Annotated in this window: 20 protein-coding genes; 16 read left to right on the top strand and 4 right to left on the bottom strand. The window is 34.1% G+C overall.

Translation table 11 applies throughout. The features are described from left to right. Nucleotides 1-118: 118 nt before the first annotated feature. The 16 genes from J7574_RS11665 to J7574_RS11590 all read left to right on the top strand — a co-directional run bounded on the left by J7574_RS11665 (nt 119) and on the right by J7574_RS11590 (nt 15,891). Nucleotides 119-907 carry an SDR family oxidoreductase gene (locus J7574_RS11665; protein WP_290968297.1) on the top strand — a complete coding sequence of 263 codons (789 nt, stop codon included), beginning with the start codon at nt 119-121 and terminating at the stop codon, nt 905-907. Between the two features lie 233 nt (nt 908-1,140). Further along, nucleotides 1,141-1,947 carry a phytanoyl-CoA dioxygenase family protein gene (locus J7574_RS11660; protein WP_290968295.1) on the top strand — a complete coding sequence of 269 codons (807 nt, stop codon included), beginning with the start codon at nt 1,141-1,143 and terminating at the stop codon, nt 1,945-1,947. A gap of 154 nt (nt 1,948-2,101) precedes the next feature. Beyond that, nucleotides 2,102-2,788, top strand: a complete 687-nt coding sequence (locus J7574_RS11655) for a CDP-alcohol phosphatidyltransferase family protein (RefSeq protein WP_290968293.1) — start codon at nt 2,102-2,104, stop codon at nt 2,786-2,788. Between the two features lies 1 nt (nt 2,789). Then, the gene (locus tag J7574_RS11650) at nt 2,790-3,221 is read left to right on the top strand and encodes a GtrA family protein (RefSeq protein WP_290968291.1); all 432 of its coding nucleotides are present in this window, start codon (nt 2,790-2,792) and stop codon (nt 3,219-3,221) included. 17 nt (nt 3,222-3,238) lie between these two features. Continuing rightward, the gene (locus J7574_RS11645; RefSeq protein WP_290968290.1) at nt 3,239-3,817 is read left to right on the top strand and encodes a DUF4833 domain-containing protein; all 579 of its coding nucleotides are present in this window, start codon (nt 3,239-3,241) and stop codon (nt 3,815-3,817) included. Between the two features lie 244 nt (nt 3,818-4,061). After that, entirely contained in the window at nt 4,062-4,496 is a 435-nt protein-coding gene (locus J7574_RS11640; RefSeq protein ID WP_290968288.1) for a rhodanese-like domain-containing protein, read from the top strand. A 9-nt stretch (nt 4,497-4,505) separates the two neighbouring features. Beyond that, nucleotides 4,506-5,171 carry a metalloregulator ArsR/SmtB family transcription factor gene (locus J7574_RS11635; RefSeq protein WP_290968287.1) on the top strand — a complete coding sequence of 222 codons (666 nt, stop codon included), beginning with the start codon at nt 4,506-4,508 and terminating at the stop codon, nt 5,169-5,171. A 70-nt stretch (nt 5,172-5,241) separates the two neighbouring features. Further along, nucleotides 5,242-5,883: a trans-aconitate 2-methyltransferase gene (locus tag J7574_RS11630; RefSeq protein WP_290968285.1), complete on the top strand. Its 642-nt coding sequence runs from the start codon at nt 5,242-5,244 to the stop codon at nt 5,881-5,883. 147 nt (nt 5,884-6,030) lie between these two features. Beyond that, nucleotides 6,031-6,786, top strand: a complete 756-nt coding sequence (locus tag J7574_RS11625) for a carbonic anhydrase family protein (RefSeq protein WP_290968283.1) — start codon at nt 6,031-6,033, stop codon at nt 6,784-6,786. Nucleotides 6,787-6,828: 42 nt separating this feature from the next. Then, on the top strand, nt 6,829-7,563 hold the full coding sequence (locus J7574_RS11620) for a DUF2490 domain-containing protein (RefSeq protein ID WP_290968281.1): 735 nt from the start codon (nt 6,829-6,831) through the stop codon (nt 7,561-7,563). Between the two features lie 136 nt (nt 7,564-7,699). Further along, complete coding sequence (locus J7574_RS11615) at nt 7,700-8,707, top strand: hypothetical protein (RefSeq protein ID WP_290968280.1); 1,008 nt, start codon at nt 7,700-7,702, stop codon at nt 8,705-8,707. Nucleotides 8,708-8,735: 28 nt separating this feature from the next. Beyond that, nucleotides 8,736-9,971 carry a TolC family protein gene (locus tag J7574_RS11610; protein WP_290968279.1) on the top strand — a complete coding sequence of 412 codons (1,236 nt, stop codon included), beginning with the start codon at nt 8,736-8,738 and terminating at the stop codon, nt 9,969-9,971. Further along, complete coding sequence (locus J7574_RS11605) at nt 9,940-10,890, top strand: efflux RND transporter periplasmic adaptor subunit (protein ID WP_290968277.1); 951 nt, start codon at nt 9,940-9,942, stop codon at nt 10,888-10,890. Before J7574_RS11610 ends, J7574_RS11605 begins: the two co-directional genes overlap by 32 nt. Before the next feature lie 6 nt (nt 10,891-10,896). Then, nucleotides 10,897-13,944, top strand: a complete 3,048-nt coding sequence (locus J7574_RS11600; RefSeq protein ID WP_290968275.1) for an efflux RND transporter permease subunit — start codon at nt 10,897-10,899, stop codon at nt 13,942-13,944. 26 nt (nt 13,945-13,970) lie between these two features. Beyond that, on the top strand, nt 13,971-14,753 hold the full coding sequence (locus J7574_RS11595) for a phosphatase PAP2 family protein (RefSeq protein ID WP_290968273.1): 783 nt from the start codon (nt 13,971-13,973) through the stop codon (nt 14,751-14,753). A gap of 82 nt (nt 14,754-14,835) precedes the next feature. Next, the gene (locus J7574_RS11590; RefSeq protein WP_290968271.1) at nt 14,836-15,891 is read left to right on the top strand and encodes a glycosyltransferase family 9 protein; all 1,056 of its coding nucleotides are present in this window, start codon (nt 14,836-14,838) and stop codon (nt 15,889-15,891) included. Nucleotides 15,892-16,043: 152 nt separating this feature from the next. Here J7574_RS11590 and J7574_RS11585 read toward each other — a convergent pair whose 3' ends face one another. The 4 genes from J7574_RS11585 to J7574_RS11570 form a co-directional block, all read right to left on the bottom strand. Continuing rightward, a complete protein-coding gene (locus J7574_RS11585) occupies nt 16,044-18,455 on the bottom strand; it encodes a TonB-dependent receptor (protein WP_290968270.1) in 2,412 nt (803 codons plus the stop codon). A 9-nt stretch (nt 18,456-18,464) separates the two neighbouring features. Next, the gene (locus J7574_RS11580; RefSeq protein ID WP_290968268.1) at nt 18,465-18,893 is read right to left on the bottom strand and encodes a PepSY-like domain-containing protein; all 429 of its coding nucleotides are present in this window, start codon (nt 18,891-18,893) and stop codon (nt 18,465-18,467) included. Between the two features lie 75 nt (nt 18,894-18,968). After that, nucleotides 18,969-20,252, bottom strand: coding sequence for a HAMP domain-containing sensor histidine kinase (locus tag J7574_RS11575; RefSeq protein ID WP_290968266.1), 1,284 nt, complete (start codon nt 20,250-20,252; stop codon nt 18,969-18,971). After that, nucleotides 20,221-20,898 (bottom strand): response regulator transcription factor, encoded by a 678-nt coding sequence (locus J7574_RS11570; protein WP_290968265.1) that lies wholly within the window; start codon nt 20,896-20,898, stop codon nt 20,221-20,223. Before J7574_RS11570 ends, J7574_RS11575 begins: the two co-directional genes overlap by 32 nt. Between the last annotated feature and the right edge of the window lie 149 nt (nt 20,899-21,047).

The following is a 21,047-nucleotide window of genomic DNA, read 5'->3' as shown; positions in this document are numbered from 1 at the left end:
ATGTTACCTGTTTTTTTTAAATTGGCTTTTTGAAAGAGAGCGATAAATCTAAAAGGATAGAGAAGGAGAAGGGAGCCATTTGCAATTAATTTTTATATTTGATAACTAAACTAAGAAAATGAGCGAAAAAACGAAACCGTATGCTTTAATAACAGGTGCCAGCAAAGGAATTGGAAAATCAATTGCTTATGAACTGGCTAAACAGGGTTATCCCTTATTGCTTGTTGCAAGAAGTAATGAGAAATTAAAGGCATTATCTGATGATCTTCAAGTAAAATATAATGTCAATGCTTCTGTTTTATCGATTGATCTTTCGATAAATGGCGCATCGCTACAAGTGGCCAATTGGGTAAAAACGAATAACTATCCCGTGGGCATTTTAGTTAATAATGCTGGTTATGGAGTGTGGGGCGATTTTAGTCAGTCTGCTCTAAGCGATCAGCTTGGCATGATGCAACTGAACATGAATGTGGTTGTAGAACTTTCACATTTATTAGTGCCTATACTTTCACAAGAAAAACAAGCCTATATTTTAAATATATCCAGTACTGCTGCATATCAAGCTGTACCTACACTAGCTGTTTATTCAGCTACAAAGGCTTTTGTTTTATCGTTTACCCGTGCTTTGCGTTTTGAACTCGCCAAAACTTCAATTTCTGTTACCTGTTTTAGCCCTGGTCCAGTTGATACTGGTTTTGCTTCAAGAGCTGGTTTAGATGCTCTTAGCAAAATGGCTGAAAAGTTTAATATGCAGCCAGATGAAGTTGCAAAAATTGCTGTAAAGGCGATGTTCAACAAAAAATCAGAGGTTATTCCAGGCTTTACGAATATTATTTCTGTTTATGCCAACCGTGTGCTGCCAAAGGCTTTCATTGAAAAAACGGCTGCTGGGATTTACAAAATTTAATTTTTTCGAAAAAAAAATAAAAAAAATATTGATTGTAAAAGAAAATTTATATTATCTTCGTATTGAATCTCTACTAATTCGATAGAATATGTCTAATAAAAGAAATAAGTTTATTTTCTCTAAAAGCAGAATGCAGGCAAACATGCGAATGTGTTGTTGTTGCTGTTGTTGCTGTAGCTAACTTTTAGATAAAAATTTCAAAACTATTATTTCATTTATTAAATATAATTATCATGGTATCTTCATATAAAACATTTACCCTTGCTGAACAATTAACTGACGAGCAAATCAACTTTTTTAACCAACATGGTTTTATTCATTTCAAAAAATTTATAAATCCAGAAACAGTTTCCTCAATCATTGACGCCTCGAAAGAGGTAGAGCAAAAATGGATTGACAATGCCCTTGAAAAAGTAAATGGAGTTCCAATTAAATACGGGAAAGATCTTGATGGATCTCCTATAGTACAGCGTTTCGCTTTTATTAACCAGCATCATCAAACTTTAAGCGGTCTTTTGCTTGATCCAAGGTTTAATGGTTTGTTGCAATTGGCAGGCGATGATGCAAGATTAGGCACTGAAGAAAAAGACGGAATGGTTTTTAATCATTATATCAATGGTCCAGAAAGTAAGTTTACCAAAATGGGCTGGCATACAGATGGTTTGAGAGATATTTTTTATGGTGCAAAATTAAATCCAATGCTCAATGTGGGGATTCATTTAAGTACTTTAAAACCTGAAAACGGTGGTCTTAAAATTATTCCCGGCACGCATAAGCAAAGCATTTACCAAATGCTTTTTCGTAAAAAATACTTTCTAGATCATAAAGCCGATCCAGAAGAAGTTTCGATCAATCCAGAAGCTGGCGATTTAACTATTCATGATGGACGTTTGTGGCACAGAGTAGCACAATCAGCTATCCGTGGCGAAGAAAGCAGGAGAAGAGTTATTTATGTTCCTATTATAGCAGGAAAATATGCTCCTAAAAATGAGAACAGCCCAACAGTATTCTATCAACGTTTTGCTGGTATTGTTAAATAATCATGCTGTTTATTCTCGCATTTAGTTATCTGGTTAGATCAGGTAAACTAAAAAGAGTCACCGATTCTTTTAAAAATATTCATAGAAAAGTAAAACTAAAAATTATTCAGCTTGAATTGACAATAGTATCAGGTTTACTAATATTCGGTTATTAATGGGAACAGTAACACAAGTTGAAAATCAAAGTGAAATTGTACAAAGAACATTTTCAGACCGCAAGCGAACTAATATTTTAAAGAGAGCAGAGCAGTTGGCGATTGTATTTTTGCTTCCAAAGGTGCCTAAATTCATTTCGCCAAATGCCCTTACGTTAATAGGCACTCTTGGTTCGGCGTTGATTTTTATTGCCTTTGTTTTAGGCTCCTATTTAACAAATTGGTATTTGCTTTTGGGTATTATTGGCTTGGCTATAAATTGGTTCGGTGATTCTTTAGACGGAAGATTGGCTTATTATAGAAACATTCCGCGCCGCTGGTATGGTTTTGCTTTAGATATTATTGCCGATTGGATTAGTATTGTGCTTATAGGATTTGGCTATTATATTTATGCTGAAAAGTACACACAAATACTAGCTTTTGCTTTTGTATCCTTGTATGGATGGTCTATTATAATCAGCCAATTGCGCTACAAAATCACAAATGAATACACTATAGATTCTGGCTTTGTCGGTCCAACAGAACTTAGGTTTATTATTGCTTTAATTGTAATCGCTGAAGTTTTATTTCGCGGATCAATTAAATATTTAGTTGGCTTAATCACTGTTATATTGCTTGTAATTAATATTATAGACAGTTTAAAACTTTTGAAGTTGGGCGATTTAAAAGATAAAAAACAAGACTGAGATGTTCAGGAGAAAATCTGTTTTGACTTTTCTACAAGCACAAGTTGCGGCATTTTTAGGTGGCATTACCGATTATGGCTTAATGATTCTGTTTACAGAAGTATTTCAATTGCATTTTACCTTTTCTATTCTAATCTCTGGAACCGTTGGCGCAATTATCAATTTTAGCATCAATAGACTTTGGGTGTTTAAAAATCAATGCGGTTATAGCAATCCTATTAACAATCAGCTTTTTAAATTTGCATTGGTTGTACTGGGAAGCATTTCTTTAAAGTCATTTGGCACACTAATGATGCAAAAAATATTTCAACTCGATTACAGAATCGGAAGATTAGTTACGGATATTTTTGTATCTTATGGTTTTAATTATCCATTGATTAAATATTGGGTTTTTAAATCAAATGAAAAACAGAATGCAGTCGAGTCCAATTAGTGTATAAATATTTCCTTATGAACATCTTATCATTTAAATATTTTAGAAAATCTCTAATCGTTGCAACGATTTTATTAAATGTAATTTCTGAAGATTTATGGGCACAATCCGAAAATCCGTCACCATTACATTTTCCAACGCCTAAAAACATAGATAATATGCTATTTTATGTTCAGCGTGATCCCAATACAAACACTGCTATTTATGCCGTCAATTATCAAGAAAATGGAAAAATTGATCAAAGCAATCCTATAAAAGCCTATTGGATTCGATATGCGGAGAAGGGAGAAAAAAAAGATTTTAATTATATACAGCGTAAGTTTGCTTATGGTATTGAAAGTAAAACTTTAAATAATGAGGAGTTTCAGCTTCAATTTGTGTCTTATAAAAAGATGTCTTTAACTTTGAAAAAGATAGATTCAGATCAAAAATATCATGCTTTTGTCAATGTAAATCAGAAAAAAATACAAGTGGAAAAAATATTTGTACGCATTGAAGGCGGTTCTTTTTGGTTGCCAAATGTTAAGTATGCTGAAGTTACCGGAATAGAGACATCTTCAAATAAAAGAATTACAGAAAGAATGCTATTGAAATAAGATTTCAATAAGTTTATTGCCAGAAGAGTAAAATCAGATCGTTGTATTTGAAAAAGTTCCACTCAAAATACTATTACATTTTTTTAACGAAAGAATTATAAAAGGCGCCAATTGTTTTCAATTGGCGCCTTTTTGTTTAAACGGTTCTAAAGACAATTTATAAACCATGCTTATTTTAAATCTATTCAATAAACTTATTGAATAGATTTAAATGCTTATTTTTGCTGAAATAAAATATAGCATTATGAAAATATTTCAAGTTTTAGCATTCGCATTTTTTTTAATGATGGCCAGTTTTTCTTTTGGTCAAAGTAGAGTAGAGCCATGGACCGCATCACAGATAATGGAACCATCATTGTTGGCTTGGCAAATTAAAAATCCGTCAAAAGGATTGCCTTTAATTATTAATATTGGGCCAGATGCAACTATTAAAGGCTCTGTTGATATTGGACCTGCATCTGAAAAGGAAAATATTGATAAACTCAAGAGTCTTTTAGCAAAGCAAAAAAAGACCAAAGAGATTGTAATTTATTGTGGGTGCTGTCCTTTCGAAAAATGTTCCAACATAAGACCTGCTTTTGAGTTGCTGAACAAAATGGGATTCAAAAATCAAAAGGTTTTGGGAATCAAAAAGAATATAAAAGTCAACTGGATCGATATGAATTATCCTGTAAACTGATTTTGTAAAATGGATGCAAATAAAAGAGATTTTAAAAATGCAATCTATGGCCAACTTGCCAAAATAACAAAAGCATTGGCGAATCCGCATCGGATGGAAGTTATTGATTTGTTGGCGCAAGGAGCTTTTTCTGTAGAAGAAATTGCTCAAAATACAGATATGAGTGTGGCCAACGCATCTCAGCATCTGCAAGTATTGAAGGCTGCGGGATTGGTTGATATTAAAAAGGAAGGAAATTTTATCTTTTATTCTTTAAGCGATGAAAAAGTGTTTGATGCCTGGAGAAATTTAAGAGATTTGGGAGTAAAACACAATGGGGAAGTTCTAGCGACAATAGATGAATTTAGAAAAAATCATCACGCTATGGAACCTGTCACCATGGATGAACTTTTCCAAAAGATTTCCAATGGTGGTGTCTTGCTTTTAGATGTCCGTTCTACAAAAGAATTTATGCGTGGCCATATTGATCAGGCACTCTCTATTCCGTTTGATGAGTTGTCTCTACGAATGGGCGAATTATCTAAAGAGATGGAAATTATTGCTTATTGCCGTGGGCCATTTTGTGTCTATGCCGATCAAGCCGTGGAATTACTTCTAAAAGAGGGTTTCAGGGCCAATAGAATGGCAGAAGGATATCCAGACTGGAAATCAGAGAATCTTCCTGTAAGTGTTTAAACATTTAAAAGCCCAAAAAAAGGTTTAATCTGCTGCTGAGATTTATAAAAAGAAAAAAGTTTAAAAATATATGGAAATAGATAAAAAGGAACATTGGGAAACTATTTATAAGACCAAAGAATTGAAAGAGGTAAGCTGGTACCAGCCTGTTCCTCAGACTTCATTAGATTTCTTAAAAAAATATAACATTCCTCTTGATGCGAAAATCATCGATATTGGTGGAGGAGATAGTTTTTTGGCTGATAATCTTCTCAAGCTTGGATATTCGGATATAACAGTTTTAGATATCTCAGAAGAGGCGATTTCAAAAGCCAAAAGGCGTTTAGGCAGCGATGCCAAAAAAGTAAATTGGATTGTATCTGATGTAACAGATTTCAAGCCAGAGGTTAAATATGACTTTTGGCATGATCGCGCAGCTTTTCATTTTTTGACTGTAGAAAAAGACATCTTAAAATATCAGGAAATTGCAAGAGAAGGATTAGCCAAAAATGGAATTTTGGCAATTGGCACTTTTTCTAAAACTGGACCATTAAAATGTAGTGGAATAGAGATTAAGCAATATTCTGAACAATCTTTAGAAGAGCGATTTAAGCCTGATTTTACATTGATCGATAAATTTACAGTTGACCATAATACTCCTTTTGGAACTGTTCAGAATTTTGTATTTGGAATTTTTAAAATCCAAACAAGAAGCCAAGAGGTTGATAATTAATTAAGTGACATTTTATTTTATGTTGTGGCAAAAACAAACAGCCAATATTGTAAAATTTGTAATTGTTTGATTTATAAGTGTTAATGTTTTTTGTTGTAAGGTTTTGTTTAGTAAATTTATTGTAAATTCTTATAAATAAACTTACATATGAAAAAAATTGTCTTAAGCCTGGCACTGTCTGCGGCTTTATTTTCGTGCAAAGAAAAACCTGCTGAAACATCAACTGAGAAAAAAGCATCAGATACTGTGAGCAAGCCTGCTTCTAATCAGCCAATACTTCGTGAAAAAGTTTTAACTGCCGCAGAACAAAATGCGCTTACGCCAGATGCGGTGATCACAGCCCTTAAAGATGGGAATCAGCGTTTCATAAACAATGATTTGACTCTTAGAGACCATTCTTCTATGGTTAGAAATGCTACTGAAGGGCAGTTTCCGAAAGCAGTAATATTATCATGTCTTGACAGCCGCATACCGGTAGAGGATGTATTTGATCGCGGTATTGGAGATATCTTTGTAGCACGTGTGGCTGGAAACTTTTCCAATACAGACATTTTAGGCAGCATGGAATTTGGCTGTAAAGTTTCTGGAGCAAAAGTCATACTTGTATTGGGGCATGAGTCATGCGGTGCCGTCAAAGGCGCAATAGACAATGTTCAGTTAGGAAATATCACGCCAATGCTTGCCAATATCAAACCTGCTATTGGCAGAGTGAAGGACTTTAAAGGAGAAAAATCCTCAAAAGATGAAGCTTATGTAGAAGCGGTTGCAAAGCAAAATGTGTTGTTCACTATAGAGAATATCAAAGCGAAAAGTCCTATTTTAAAAGAAATGGAGGATAAAGGCCAGATAAAAATAATTGGCGGCTATTATGATCTGCATACTGGTAAAGTTGAATTTTTGTAGGTCCCAAATATGATAAGGTTTAGTGGCGATATCAATGGCTTTATGAGCAGAAAAGGCATCTTGATGCTGGCTTTTTTTTATAGTTTAGTATTAAGTGCCCAGACAGACAACACTTTTACAGGATGGGGTGCTGTTTTTGCGTCCTATAAGTTGAATGAAAAGCTCAGTATTCATTTCGATACACAGTTGCGAAGCAGTGATGAGATAGAACATGTACAGAGTTTTATAATACGCCCTGGACTGAATTATCATGCTTCCAAAAATGTAGTACTCACCATCGGATATGCCTATGTAGGAAATCGACGGGTTATAGAAACGGCTTCTGATATGGTGCCCGAGCATCGTATCTGGGAACAGTTTATTTTTAACCAGAGATTTAAAGGCGGGCATTTTACATCTTTGCAGCACCGTGTGAGACTAGAAGAGCGGTTTATTGGCAAATCTTATCTTGAAAATGGATCAATAGTAAATGACGGTTCGGAATTTTCTCTGCGTCTTCGCTATTTTCTTCGAACAATCTTTCCATTAATAAAAACCGATAATTTCACTAATGGCGCTTTCGTGTCATTGCAGGATGAGCTTTTTGTCAATCTGGATAATGCGCCTACACTAACTAATGGAGGCTTCTTCGATCAGAACAGGGCATATATATCTTTTGGATGGCGCTTCAGCCCAAAATTTGATTTGGAAGCGGGGTATATGTATCAGTATATAAATGGCAGAAATGTCAATGTAAACAATAATATTATTCAGTTAGCAGCCTATTTAAGGCTTTAATCCAGAGACCATAATAGCCTATAATTTAATACAAAAAATAGCAATGCTTAATGCAACATTAAGCGTTGCTTAAGAGGCAATTCAGAATTAATTCAGGATTTATTGCCAATTTTGGTATGAATTTAAATTGCTTATTATGAAATTCTTATGCCTTTTTTTGCTTCTAGTTTCTACATCTTTTTTAACGGCTCAAAACTTCAAATTATCTAAAGAAATTAAAGTTGCTGGCGATCTCGGATGGGATTATTTATCAGTAGATGAAGCGGCGCAAAGATTATTTGTGTCTCATGGAAATGTAGTCAATGTTATTGATTTAAAAACCGATGTAACAATAGCTACAATTTCAGACACAAAAGGTGTCCATGGTATTGCGATTGCTAATGATCTTAATAAAGCTTTTATAACTGACGGAGGTGATAATGCGGTTACGATTGTTAATTTGACCACTCTTGAATTAATGGAAAAAGTGGCAATTCAGGGCATAAAACCTGATGCCGTTTTGTATGATAAATTTTCAAAGAAAGTTTTTATTTATAATGCTAAAAGCAGTGATGCGACAGTTCTCGACGCTATTACTAATAAAATTGTAAAAACAATTCCGCTTGACGGAAAACCTGAATTTTCTGCAACAAATAGTAAAGGACTGATTTATGTAAATATTGAAGATAAAAATCAAATCAAAGTTATTGATGCTGCTAAATTAGAAGTAATAAAGACGTTTGATATCAGTCCTTGTGATGAACCTTCAGGATTGGCTTTTGACGAGGTAAACGATAGACTTTTTAGTGTCTGCGGAAATTCAATGCTAGTTGTAACTAATGCAATTACAGGAAAGGTTGTAACTACGCTGCCAATTGGCAAAGGTTCTGATGGTGTTTTCTTTGATGCCAAAAGAAAACTAATTTTCAGCTCAAACGGTGAAGGAACTTTGACCGTAATTAAACAAAAAGATAAAGACAGTTATGCCGTTGCAGAAACTGTTACTACTGCAAAAGGCGCCCGTACAATTACGATGAGTAAAGCTACGGGAGTACTATATATGCCAACGAGTGAATTTGGAAAAACTCCTGAGGTGACAGCAGAAAATCCTCATCCGCGTGCGACAATTACTCCTAACTCTTTTAAGATTTTGGTGGTGAAGTAATCTCCTATAATTCTTGAAGTCTATAGACATGAAATGGTGTTTTTTTTTCATACTTGTTTGGGTTGGTGCCAGATCTTTTTCTCAAGAGAAAGATTTGAGCTATTTTATACAAAAAGCCAGAACAAATTCTCCTTTATTGGCTGATTATCAAAATCAGATTAAGATTTCTACTCTTGACAGTCTAATTAATCGAGCAGCTTATAAAACTCAGGTTGCAGGAAATTTAAATGCAAATTATGCGCCTGTAATTAACGGTTATGGATATGATACCGCTTTGAGTAACGGACAAATGGTTTCGGCACTAGTTGGAGTTAATAAAAGGATAATGAGCAAAAACCAGCTCAACTCTCAAGCAGATTCTTTTAAATTAATTAAAGATGCGCTGATCATCAATAAAAAAATAGCGGTTAAGGATTTGGACAAAAGCATAATAGCCCAATATATTGCCGCTTTTGGTACCGAAACACAAATGGAATACAACAACAAAATCATCTCTCTTTTGAAAGAGGAAGATGTGATTCTGAAAAAACTTGCCAGAAGTTCTATTTACAAACAAACAGATTATCTAATTTTTAATGCAACAGTCAAACAACAAGAATTGGCAGCTTTGCAACTTAGACAGCAATATCAGAACGATTTGGCTTTGCTCAATTATCTTACTGGAGAAAAAGACACTGCTTTTGTAAAACTAAAAAACCCCGATTTAACGATAAAAATAGATAAAGAACAAGGCAGTATTTTCTTTAAACAGTTTGAAGTTGACAGCTTAAAAATAAAAAATTCAGACAAGCTTATCGACAATACCTACAAACCGGCTTTATCTCTTTTAGGAGATGCTGGATATAATTCGAGTTTTGTTTATCAGGGATATAAAAATTTTGGTTTTAGTGTGGGTTTAGGTTTGAGTATTCCAATTTATGACGGAAATCAGAGAAGCCTTCAACACCAAAAAAACAGTATGGCGCTAGCTACCATTGACAGCTATAATAAGAATTTTAAAAGGCAATACGACCAACAGCTTTTATTGCTCGATCAGAAATTTAATCAAAGCGCAGAAACCAGCAAAATGCTGCAATCACAGCTTTCTGTTGCCGAAACTCTTATAGAGGCAAACAAAAAACTCTTGCTTACTGGAGACGCGCAAATCACAGAATATATTATTGCGCTTAGCAACATTATTTCGATTCAGGACGCAATGGCGCAAAATACCGTTAATAAGCTACAGATTATTAATGAAATTAATTACTGGAAATCAAATGAATAAAAAGAGATATACAATCGTAATGCCCTTATTGACACTGATTGTTATTTTGGGTTCGTGCAATAAAAAATCTGTGCCGGAAACTCCTATCGAGGTAAGTGTGCCCGTAACTGTAACGCATATTGATACTACAGCAATAGAAAGTTTTGTTGACTTGAATGCAACCACAACCTATTTGATTAAAAATACTATAAAAGCGAATACAACAGGTTATTTGGAAGTTGTGAAAGCGGTATCTAATGATTTTGTACAAAAGAATCAGTTGCTTTTTTCCCTTAAAACCCGTGAAGCAAAAGTACTTGGAAATACGATTAATAAACTGGATCGCAGCCTCAATTTTGGCGGTGCCATAAACTTAAGAGCAACTTGTGATGGGTATATAACGGCGGTCAATGTTCAAAAAGGCGATTATGTTCAGGAAGGCGATGCATTGGCAATTATAAATGATGCAGAGAGTTTTTCGATTGTGCTTAGTCTTCCATACGAATTGAAAAGATATGTAAAAGTCAACGAATTATTAAATGTGTATTTACCTGATGGAACAATTATTAAAACAAAAGTTCAAAAATACATGCCAACTGTTGATCCGGCATCCCAGACACAGAATGTTATTTTGAAAACACTTCAAAACTCAAACATTCCTGAGAATTTAATTGTGAAAGTCAGAATTGATAAAACAACTTTAAATAAAACAATCAGCCTGCCTAAAGAAGCCGTTTTGAGTGATGAAACGCAAACAGACTTCTGGATTATGAAAGTTATAGGGAAAGATCATGCAGTGAAAGTTCCGATCAAGAAAGGAATTGAATCTTTGAAAAAAATAGAGATTTTGTCTCCAAAATTAAAGCCATCAGATCAAATTTTACTTACAGGGAATTATGGTGTTGGAGATACCATCAAAATAAAAATCACAAATAAATAAGCTAGTATGCTGCCTTTTTTTGCACGACATAAAAACGGATTAAGTACAATTATCTTCCTAATTATTTTGGGAGGGATTTTTTCGTACTCCAAAATGCAAACCGGATTATTTCCTGAAATCACATTTCCTAAAATAAAAATTATTGCCGATGCTGGTCAGCAGCCCGTATATAAAATGATGATTACGGTTACTAAACCTCTGGAAAGTGCCATTAAAAAAGTACAGGGATTAGAAACCGTTAGAAGTACAACAAGCAGGGGAAGTTGTGAGATTTCGGCATTTATGGACTGGCAATCTGATATCGATTTGAGTAAAACCCGAATAGAAGCGCAGATCAATCAAATTAAAAATGATCTTCCGCCAGACTTGCAGGTTACGGTCGAAAAGATGAATCCGTCGATACTTCCAGTTATTGGTTATGCTATTGAAAGCAAAGACCGATCTGCTATAGATTTAAAAAAGATTGCTACTTATACCATAAAACCATTTTTATCGCAAATTCAAGGAACGAGCGAAATTAGAATTGTAGGGGGAAAGGAGAAGGAATATTGGCTTTCATTAGATTATCATAAAATGAGCGCTTATGGCATTACTCCAGCAATGGTAACGCAGGTAATGGGCGAAACTAATTTTATTAAATCAAATGGTTATCTGGCAGATTATCATCATTTGTATCTCACGGTTACAGATGCGCAATTAGACAAGAAAGACGAACTTGAAAATCTGGTTGTTCGTAATAACAGTAAAGGCATTGTTAGGCTGAGCGACATTTGCCAAGTTGAAATTAGAGAGGCGAAAGAGTACATAAAGGTCAATGCAAACGGAAAAGAAAGTATTCTGATTGCGGTGATGAAACAGCCCGACGCCAATTTAATTGAAATGTCTGATGCGATGAATCTAAAGATGCAGGAACTTAAGAAGATATTGCCTAAAGATATTACTATAAAACCATTTTATGAACAAGCAAACTTTGTAAATGACGCAGTAAAAAGCGTTACAGATAGTCTTCTTATCGGATTGTTTTTGGCAATTATTATTGCGGTTCTTTTTTTAAAATCGGTAAAAGCAAGTGCAACTATTCTAATCACTATTCCTGTCACTTTAGGCTTGACGCTTATTGTATTGTATTTTTCAGGACAGACTTTTAATATTATGACTCTTGGTGCGATTGCGGCAGCTTTAGGGTTGATTATAGACGACGCAATTGTAGTTGTAGAACAAATTCATCGCACGCACGAAGAACATCCTGATGAACCGGTAACAACTTTATTGCAAAAAGCCATCGATTATTTATTTCCCGCGATGCTGGGTTCGTCAATTAGCACCATTGTAATTTTTATTCCATTTGTGCTCATGAGCGGAGTTGCAGGTTCGTATTTTAAAGTCCTAACAGATACTATGATTATCACTCTTATCTGTTCTTTTCTGGTGACATGGTTATTGCTTCCGGTTATTTATCTGATGCTTTTTAAAAAAGAAAAAATTGCTGTCAAAAAACAATACCAAACTCATGAAGTAAAAGAACAAAAATGGGTTTCTTTTTTCATTGAAAGGCCAGTATTGAGTATTGGTTTTTGCTTGTTATTGACACTATCTATTTTTATAATTCTTCCAAATCTCGAAACTGGTTTTTTACCAGAAATGGATGAAGGAAGTATTGTCTTGGATTATCAATCACCACCAGGGACTTCTCTCGAAGAAACAGACAGAATGCTGCGTGAAGTTGAAAAAATAATCATTAAAAACCCTAATGTAGAAGCCTACAGCCGAAGAACTGGAACTCAAATGGGATTTTTTATTACCGAACCCAATACAGGGGATTATCTTATTCAATTAAAAAAGGACAGATCTGTAACCACAAATGATGTGATTGATGATATTAGAGCAAAAATAGAAAACAGCCAGCCTGCCTTGCGTATTGATTTCGGACAGGTAATAGGCGATATGCTTGGCGATTTGATGAGTTCTGTTTCTCCTATCGAAGTCAAAATTTATGGGAATGACCAACAGAAACTCAATAACCTGGCAAAAAGCATAAGTGCATTAGTCGAAAAAACCAAAGGAACTGCTGATGTTTTTGATGGTATTGTTCTGGCTGGACCAAGTGTTCATATTGAACCGAATTATACTTTGCTTGCTCAATATGGCATTACTCCAGCTGATTTGCAGTTTCAGATGCAAACACAGCTTGAAGGAAATGTTATTGGTACTTTATTAGAGCAGGAGCAAACCACAGCGATTCGTTTAATTTATAAAAACTCCGAAAAAAGAACTTTGGATGAAATCAAACAATTGCAGGTATTTCTTCCTGGAGGACAATCAATTCTGCTTTCAAATTTGGTTACGATTACGCCAGAAATAGGAAGCGCTGAAGTGCAAAGAGAGAATTTGCAAATGATGAGCGTGGTGACGGCACGACTGGATAATAGTGGTTTGGGAAGTGTAATGAATGAAATTCAGCAAAAAATAGATCAAAATATAAAATTGCCACAAGGTTATTATATTGAATACGGCGGAGCTTATAAAGAGCAGCAACAGGCTTTTAAAGAATTATTACTGATTTTGATCGCTTCTTCGCTTCTGGTTTTTGGTGTTATACTTTTTCTATACAGAGATTTTAGAGCCGCTTTGGTTATTCTTTTTATTTCTGTATTAGGGATTTCAGGTAGTTATTTATTGCTTTTTTTAACCAACGTTCCTTTGAATGTGGGGAGTTATACAGGAATCATTATGATTGTAGGGATCATTAGCGAAAATGCCATTTTTACTTTCCTGCAATTTCGTGAAACTTTCAAGATTACATCAGAGATCAATCAGTCTTTAATTTATTCGATTTCAACACGATTAAGACCGAAATTAATGACCGCAATCGGAGCTATAATTGCATTAATGCCCTTGGCCATTGGCATTGGAACAGGCTCTGAGTTGCATCAGCCTCTGGCTATAGCTGTAATAGGAGGATTTATTGTGGCTATGCCTTTATTGTTAATTGTGCTTCCAAGCCTTTTGGCAATTGTTTATAAAAATTCAAATCATCATACTTATTTAAAATGAGAAGAAACAATTCAAAGTTAATTCACATGGTCACATCAATTGCTACTATTTTTAAGATGCCAAAAGTCTTTCTATTATTTCTTTTAGGAATTTCTATTGCTCAGGCACAAGATAAAGTGTCAGATAGTATTGTTGTAAAAGATACGGTCCAGAATTTAAAGTTTAATTACAAACAGTTAATTATTCCCGGAGTCCTTATTGGTTACGGTTTTATAGGATTGGAAAGCGATTGGCTAAAGGGATTCAATAATGATATTAGGGAAGAAGTCACAGAAGATATCGACAATAAAGTCACTATTGATGATTTCTCACAATTTGCACCTGCTGCTTCTGTTTATGCGCTTAATGCAATGGGTATAAAAGGAAAAAACAATCTTAAGGATAGATCGATTATTTTGGCTACTTCCTATTTGATGATGAGTGTAACGGTTTTTGCTTTGAAAGACATTACTCATGTTCAAAGGCCAGATGGAACGTCTTATAATTCATTTCCTTCAGGACATACCGCTAATGCTTTTGCTGGAGCAGAATTTTTATATCAGGAGTATAAAGACAAATCGATCTGGTACGGAATAAGCGGATATATAGTAGCCACTGGAACAGGACTTTTCAGGATGTACAATAACAGACATTGGCTTACTGATGTGGCAGCAGGAGCTGGAATTGGAATTTTGAGTACTAAAGCTGCTTATTGGCTTTTTCCTTACACCAAAAATATATTCCATTCAAAAGAAAAAAAGATGACCTCTATGATAATGCCTTTTTACAACGGAAATCAGTTTGGAGGAGCTATGGTAATGCAGTTCTAAATCTTGTTGTTTGCCTTAATTTATTTGCCAATATTAAATACCACATTGCTATTGTTTTAGCTTTAATATCTTAAAATAGAAAATGAAAATTTCCAAAAAAATAAATGCTTACCGCAAAATTATAATGCGTTTTTTTACCAAAAATATCGGTATTTCTAAAAACACATCTCAAAATGTAATTGTTGATCCAACAGAAATAAAAAAAGTATTAATCTGCAGGCCAAATGCCAGATTAGGAAACTTACTTTTGGTAACCCCATTGATAAAAGAAGTCGGCAAATATTTTCCAAATGCTGAAATCGATCTGTTTGTAAAAGGTGGATTAATGAATGTCATTTTAGAAAATTACCCTAAAATAGGGCAGATTATCATACTTCCTAAAAAACCTTTTAAAAATCTTTATGCTTATATTAAAGTATGGTTTACGATTAAGCATAAAAAGTACGACATGGTGATAAATGTGGACAATGAATCATCGTCGGGCAGATTGGCGGTTGATCATTCTCATGCTGAGTTTAAATTCTATGGAGATGCTGGTAATGAGGATGAATCTAAACCAGACGATTATGAACATATTGCCAAATATCCAGTTTATAATTTTAGAGAATTTTTAAAAAGCGCTGGTGTAAAAGTAAGCACTGAAGCAATAATGCCAATCGATTTAAAACTAAACAGCACTGAAATTGAAAAAGGAAGTAAAATTTTGCGAGGCAAGTTTGAAAATAACAAAAAGACAATCGCATTATTTACGTATGCGACAGGAGAAAAATGCTATTCAGAGTCGTGGTGGATTGATTTTTATGAGCTTTTGAAATCTAAATACGAAAGAGATTTTAACATTCTAGAAATTCTTCCGATCGAAAATGTATCTAAGATTGGTTTTAAAGCTACTAGTTTCTATAGCAAAGACATACGTGAAATAGGAGCTGTAATAGCAAATACAGCCATTTTTATTGGAGCAGACAGCGGAATAATGCATCTGGCAAGTGCAGTCCATATTCCGGTTATTGGGCTTTTTTCGATTTCTAAATTGAAAAAGTATGAACCATACGGAGAGCGTAGCATGGGTATAGACACGAATGCCAATGTAAACAAAAACTGCTATATTTTGGAGATAGACCGTATTCTGCAAGGATAGATTAAAAATAAAAAATCTCAGAGTATGGCCTTTTTGGGACTTTTACTCTGAGATAAATTTAAAATATTGAACCTGAATATGTTTTAGTAAGATTGCATATTAAAATACAAGTAAAAATTAATGCTGAATTTTTAACAGTCAATTGAAAAAATCTAAAACTTATAACTATATCCAAATCGTATTACTTGTGTTTCGTAATAATCTTTGCTTGTATAGTTAAAACCTTCTCCTTTTATTTCTTTTTGTATGACCAATGTGTTGAATATATCGGTAGCATTCAAAAATATTTCCCCTTTTCCTTTCTGTACTATTTTTTTTATTCCTAAATCTACAGAAAATCTTGAGTCGATTTTTCCTTGTGGAATTATATCAGGCGCCAGATAAATTAATGAAACTTGACCTTTTAATGTTTTGTCAAACTGCAGCGTATTATTCCATTTTAAATTTCCTGAAATCATTTGCTGACGTTCGCCGTTATAAATGCTTGGTATAGGATATAAATTGGTTACAGAAAAGGCATCTATTGTATTTTGATATAGATTTCCATTAATGTTAAAAGAGTACCATGAGTTTACTTCTTGAGAATAAATAGCTTCAGCTCCAATAGAACTGCTTTTGCCAGCATTCTGAAATACATTATAAATTAGTGTGCTTCCGGGAACTGTTGTTGCAATTCGTGCAATGGTTCCGTTTATGATTCTATAATATAGTGAGGAAGTAAAATATCCTTTGGACATTGTTTTTTTATATCCAACTTCAAAAGCATTGGTAAACTGTGGGCGAAGAGCAGGGTTTCCGACTTTTATTATTTCAGCATCATCATATTTTGGAAAAATACGAATATCAACTTCAGCGGGTCTGTCGACTCTGCGGTTATAAAAAGCGGTGATTTTGTTCTTATCATTTATCTTATACCCAAAACGCACATTCGGAAAAGGTTCCGTATAGTTATAACCGTCGCTTTTATAGGTTGGATGATCCGGATTTACATCGTACTGAAGTTTTACATATTCCAGTCGAATCCCGAGTTCTGCTTCAACCTTATTAGTTTCAAAAATATAATTAGAGTATAGAGCAGGAATTATTTCCTTATAATTTGCCCACCCACCAGCATTGGCATCAATAGGAGAGTTCTCTCCTGGAAAGAATTGCATATTGGTTGGAATTTCTCTGTTTCTGAATTTAAAACCTGTTTCAAATCGTCCGTATTTTAATGGTTTGATATAATCAAAATTAATATCAATTACCTTTTCATCAGATAAGAGTTTGAAAGAATCTTGTCCAACAGAATTGGGCAGTGTATTGGTAAAAAAGTACTTTTCATCTTCGCGATGATAAGTGTAGTTTATTCCTGCGTTTAATTTATGCCCTGGCTGTTTAAATTTATGCTCATAAGATGCACTTGCCATTACCGTAGTTTTAAGCTCGTCTTCCAAAAAAGACCAAAGACGCAATCGCTGTGAATAATCCTGATTAAAGAAAGGTTCGTCTCCGTTGTCTATGATTTTTTCACTTCCAAAAAGCCCCGAAAAAGAGAAACTGTTTTGGTCATCATAATTCCAGTCGATTCCTGATTTAAGAGTTGTAAAATGAGTATTGCGATTTCTAACTGTTTGCTGGTTGATAACTGTACCATCGTCGTAAGTTCGTGTTGCAAATTCATTTTTATTAAGTGTTTCAGTATATAAATAATCTGCCTGAACGTAAGCGTTTATTTTTTCTTTTCGATAATTTAACGAAAGTGACGGATTCATTTTAGGTGTCATCTGGTACTGCGGACGAATGGTTGGCAAATTAGCTTTTCGTTCCCAAAGTGCTCCATAGCCTGAACTGATTCCGAATTTGCCGTTGAATCCTTCTTGCTTGTTTTTTTTGTAAATGATATTAATGATACCTGCATTTCCGTTGGCATCAAATTTAGCGGAAGGATTGTTTATAATTTCAATTTTTTCAATGGCTGATGCTGGGATATTGTCAAGACCAGACTGGTTTCCAAAACCGGTAAGAGCAGTTTGTTTCCCGTCAATAAGCACCATTACTTTATCGTTTCCGCGAAGTTGCACTTTGCCATCATGAAGTGTTATACCAGAAAGACTTTGCAGAGATTGAAGTACAGAACCGCCGCTTTGTGTGATATTATCCGATACAGAAAATACTTTTTTATCCATTTTGGTGCTTACTTCTGAGGTTTTAGAAGTTACGACTACTTCAGATAAAGTATTGATGTCTTCCTCAATATCGATAGTATTTAGATCAAGAAAATCGGACAGCGTGCCAACGAAAACTTTTTGGGATTTAGTTTTATACCCCATAGAAGTGACCTCAAGAATATAATTTCCAGATGGAACTGAAGGAATATTAAAACGGCCTTCTTCATTGGTTACCGTACCAGCAAGAATTTTTTGATCATTTGCCGTTTTTAAAATTACATTAATATAAGGGAGTGTGGTTTTTGAGGTTTTATCTTTAATTAAACCTGAGATTGTTGCTTTGGTGTTTTGAGCCGTTGCGTTGTAAATTTTCATTACAAGCAACGGCAGTATGAGCATTAATTTTAATTTCATGATATGGATTTAGTCTGCTATGCTTTTAATATAAGTTCCTTGTTTGTCAAAAATTAGGTCAATAGAAGTTACCTGAGCTTCAAAAGTAACCGTACCATGGGCATCGGTTATTATTGCAGCCTCTTTTATTTTTTTATTTTTGTATGTCTTTTGAATGTAAGCCAAAGCATTGGCAGGAAGTTTCTTCACGCTAATTTCTTCTTCTGTTTCCAGGATGTTGCCATTGGAATCTAAAAGCATAGCATGTTGGGTTTTGCCAACTACAAAATTGGCTTCATAATTTCCTTTCTCCTTTTCCCATTTCACATTAGTTTGATTGGGATAGGACTTTAAAAAGGTTAATTTTACTACATTAGGAATGTCTTTTTCACTTACGTGCTGCGCTATGGCAAAGGAAGAAAAAAGCAGTACCAAGCAGGTTAAGATTGAATTTTTCATAAGTACTATTTTTTTTAATGGATTAAAAAACGTAGTACAAAGATTCAATACGAACTTGTAGGAAGTTTGAATTTTTTAAAATTTGACGCTGAAACGATGCAAATTATTATAAAAACTATATTCTATATCCCAGTGGTTAAGTTGTGCTATTTTTTTAATAATGGCTAAACCAAGCCCATTTCCCTGTGAAGAAGGATTGGTTTTAGAAAATCGATTAAAGAGTTTCTCTCTTTGTAAAGGTGTGTTTTGACCTGTATTCGAAAATATCAATTCGTTCTCAAGAGTTGTAATAATAATTTTGCCGTTTTTTTCATTGTGCCGAATTGCATTTAAAAATAAATTATTGATTAAAACCTCAGTAAGAGCTGGATTTCCTATAATACTTAAGGTTGCACTAAATTCCGTAATGATGGTCAGCTTTTTGGCACTAGCCTGTTCGGTAAAAAAGTCCAAATGTTTAATGATATAATCATCTAGAACAATGTTACTTTTTTCAAGAAAACATTCGTTGTCAATTTTAGAGAGCAGCAGCAGGTTTTTATTAAGTCTGTTGAATCTTGATACATCTCCATTTAAAGAGGCAACCACACAGGATTGTTCTTCGTTAAGGTTCAGCTGCGTCAACGTATCTAATTTAGTCTGGAATAATGCAAGTGGTGTTTGAAGCTCGTGGGCAGCATTTTCAACAAACTCTCTTTGGCTTTTGTAAATGGCAGTATTTTTTTCAATAAGCCTTTCCAAGCTTTTATTAAGACGATCAAATTCATCTATATCGGTCGGAATAAAATGCGGCGGTCTATTTTTATCGATTTCAAAATCCTCAATTTGGTTCAACGTGTTATAAAATGGACTCCATATTTTTGTGGCAGTTTTTTTTGAGATCCAAATAATTCCAATCAAAAGTACCACAATTATAAACAGAAACATGGCAGCAATGCTAAAGACCATTCCTTCCATTTCTACTAGATTTATTTTCTCGGTGTAGGTGTATTTCTTTCCATTTATGGTTACAGGAGCATAAAGTATTCGGAAAGGTTCTTTTTCCATTGCGATCGAATCATACAGCATTTTGCCAACAATAGAGTCGCCCTTAACCCCCATATCTTGAACAATCATTACTTCATGATTGTATTTATTCCATAAGTCGATATCTTTTTGCGTAAAACCTTTATGGCTTTCATTCATAAAGGCACCTTTGTGAAAATGCAGCACTTCATCTGTTTCATAAATATAAAGTTGCTGGCTTATGAAATAAAATAAAGGTGCTGTTATCAATAAAATAATGATAGCATAAGCAAGAAAGCTGTTTGTGGTTTTGTTAAGCAGTTTATTCATTTTCCCATTTATATCCAAGTCCATACGCCGTTTTTATGTAATCTCCGCTGCCTGCCTGATGCAGTTTCTTTTTTAGATTTTTGATATGGGCATATATAAAATCATGATTATCGAGCATATCGGCCATATCGCCAGATAAGTGTTCGGCAATAGCTGCCTTGGACAATACTTTGTTTTCATTTCCTATTAAGAAAAGAAGCAGATCCAGTTCTTTTTTGGTGAGATCCAATTTGGTGTTGTTAACCGATGCTGATTTAGAGAATATATCAATTACAATTTCATTAAAAGTAATGCTATTGCTTCCTTTGAAATTCTTTCGTCTAATAAGAGCCTGCATTCGAACCAGAAGTTCTGATAAATGAAAAGGCTTAGTAAGATAATCATCGGCACCAAGATTGAATCCTTCTAGGCGCGTTTCAAGAGTTTCATTGGCAGAAATCACAATAACGCCATCCGTTTTATTTTTTCTTTTAAGTTCTTTTAATATATCAAACCCATTGCCATCAGGTAGCATCAAGTCCAGCAGTATGCAATCATAATCATAAGAATCAATTTTAGTCAATGCCGAATCAAAGTTATAAGCCATTTCGCATTGAATTCCATTTGTTCTAAAATAATTTTTGATACTTTGAGCAATTGCTAGCTCATCTTCTATAATTAAAATTTTCATATTGCAAGTTTATATATAAATTTTGAAGAAAAGTTGAATCTTGAATCTATACATTTTAGTAAAATCTAAAGTAATGATTTAAAGTTGCATAATTAGATTTACAAGAGATTAATCCTAATTAGTCAAAGAGATTTATGTTAAGTATATGT

The sequence above is a fragment of the Flavobacterium sp. genome (assembly GCF_017744675.1).
Classification (GTDB): Bacteria; Bacteroidota; Bacteroidia; order Flavobacteriales; family Flavobacteriaceae; genus Flavobacterium.
This window is presented reverse-complemented; position numbering and strand designations above follow the sequence as displayed.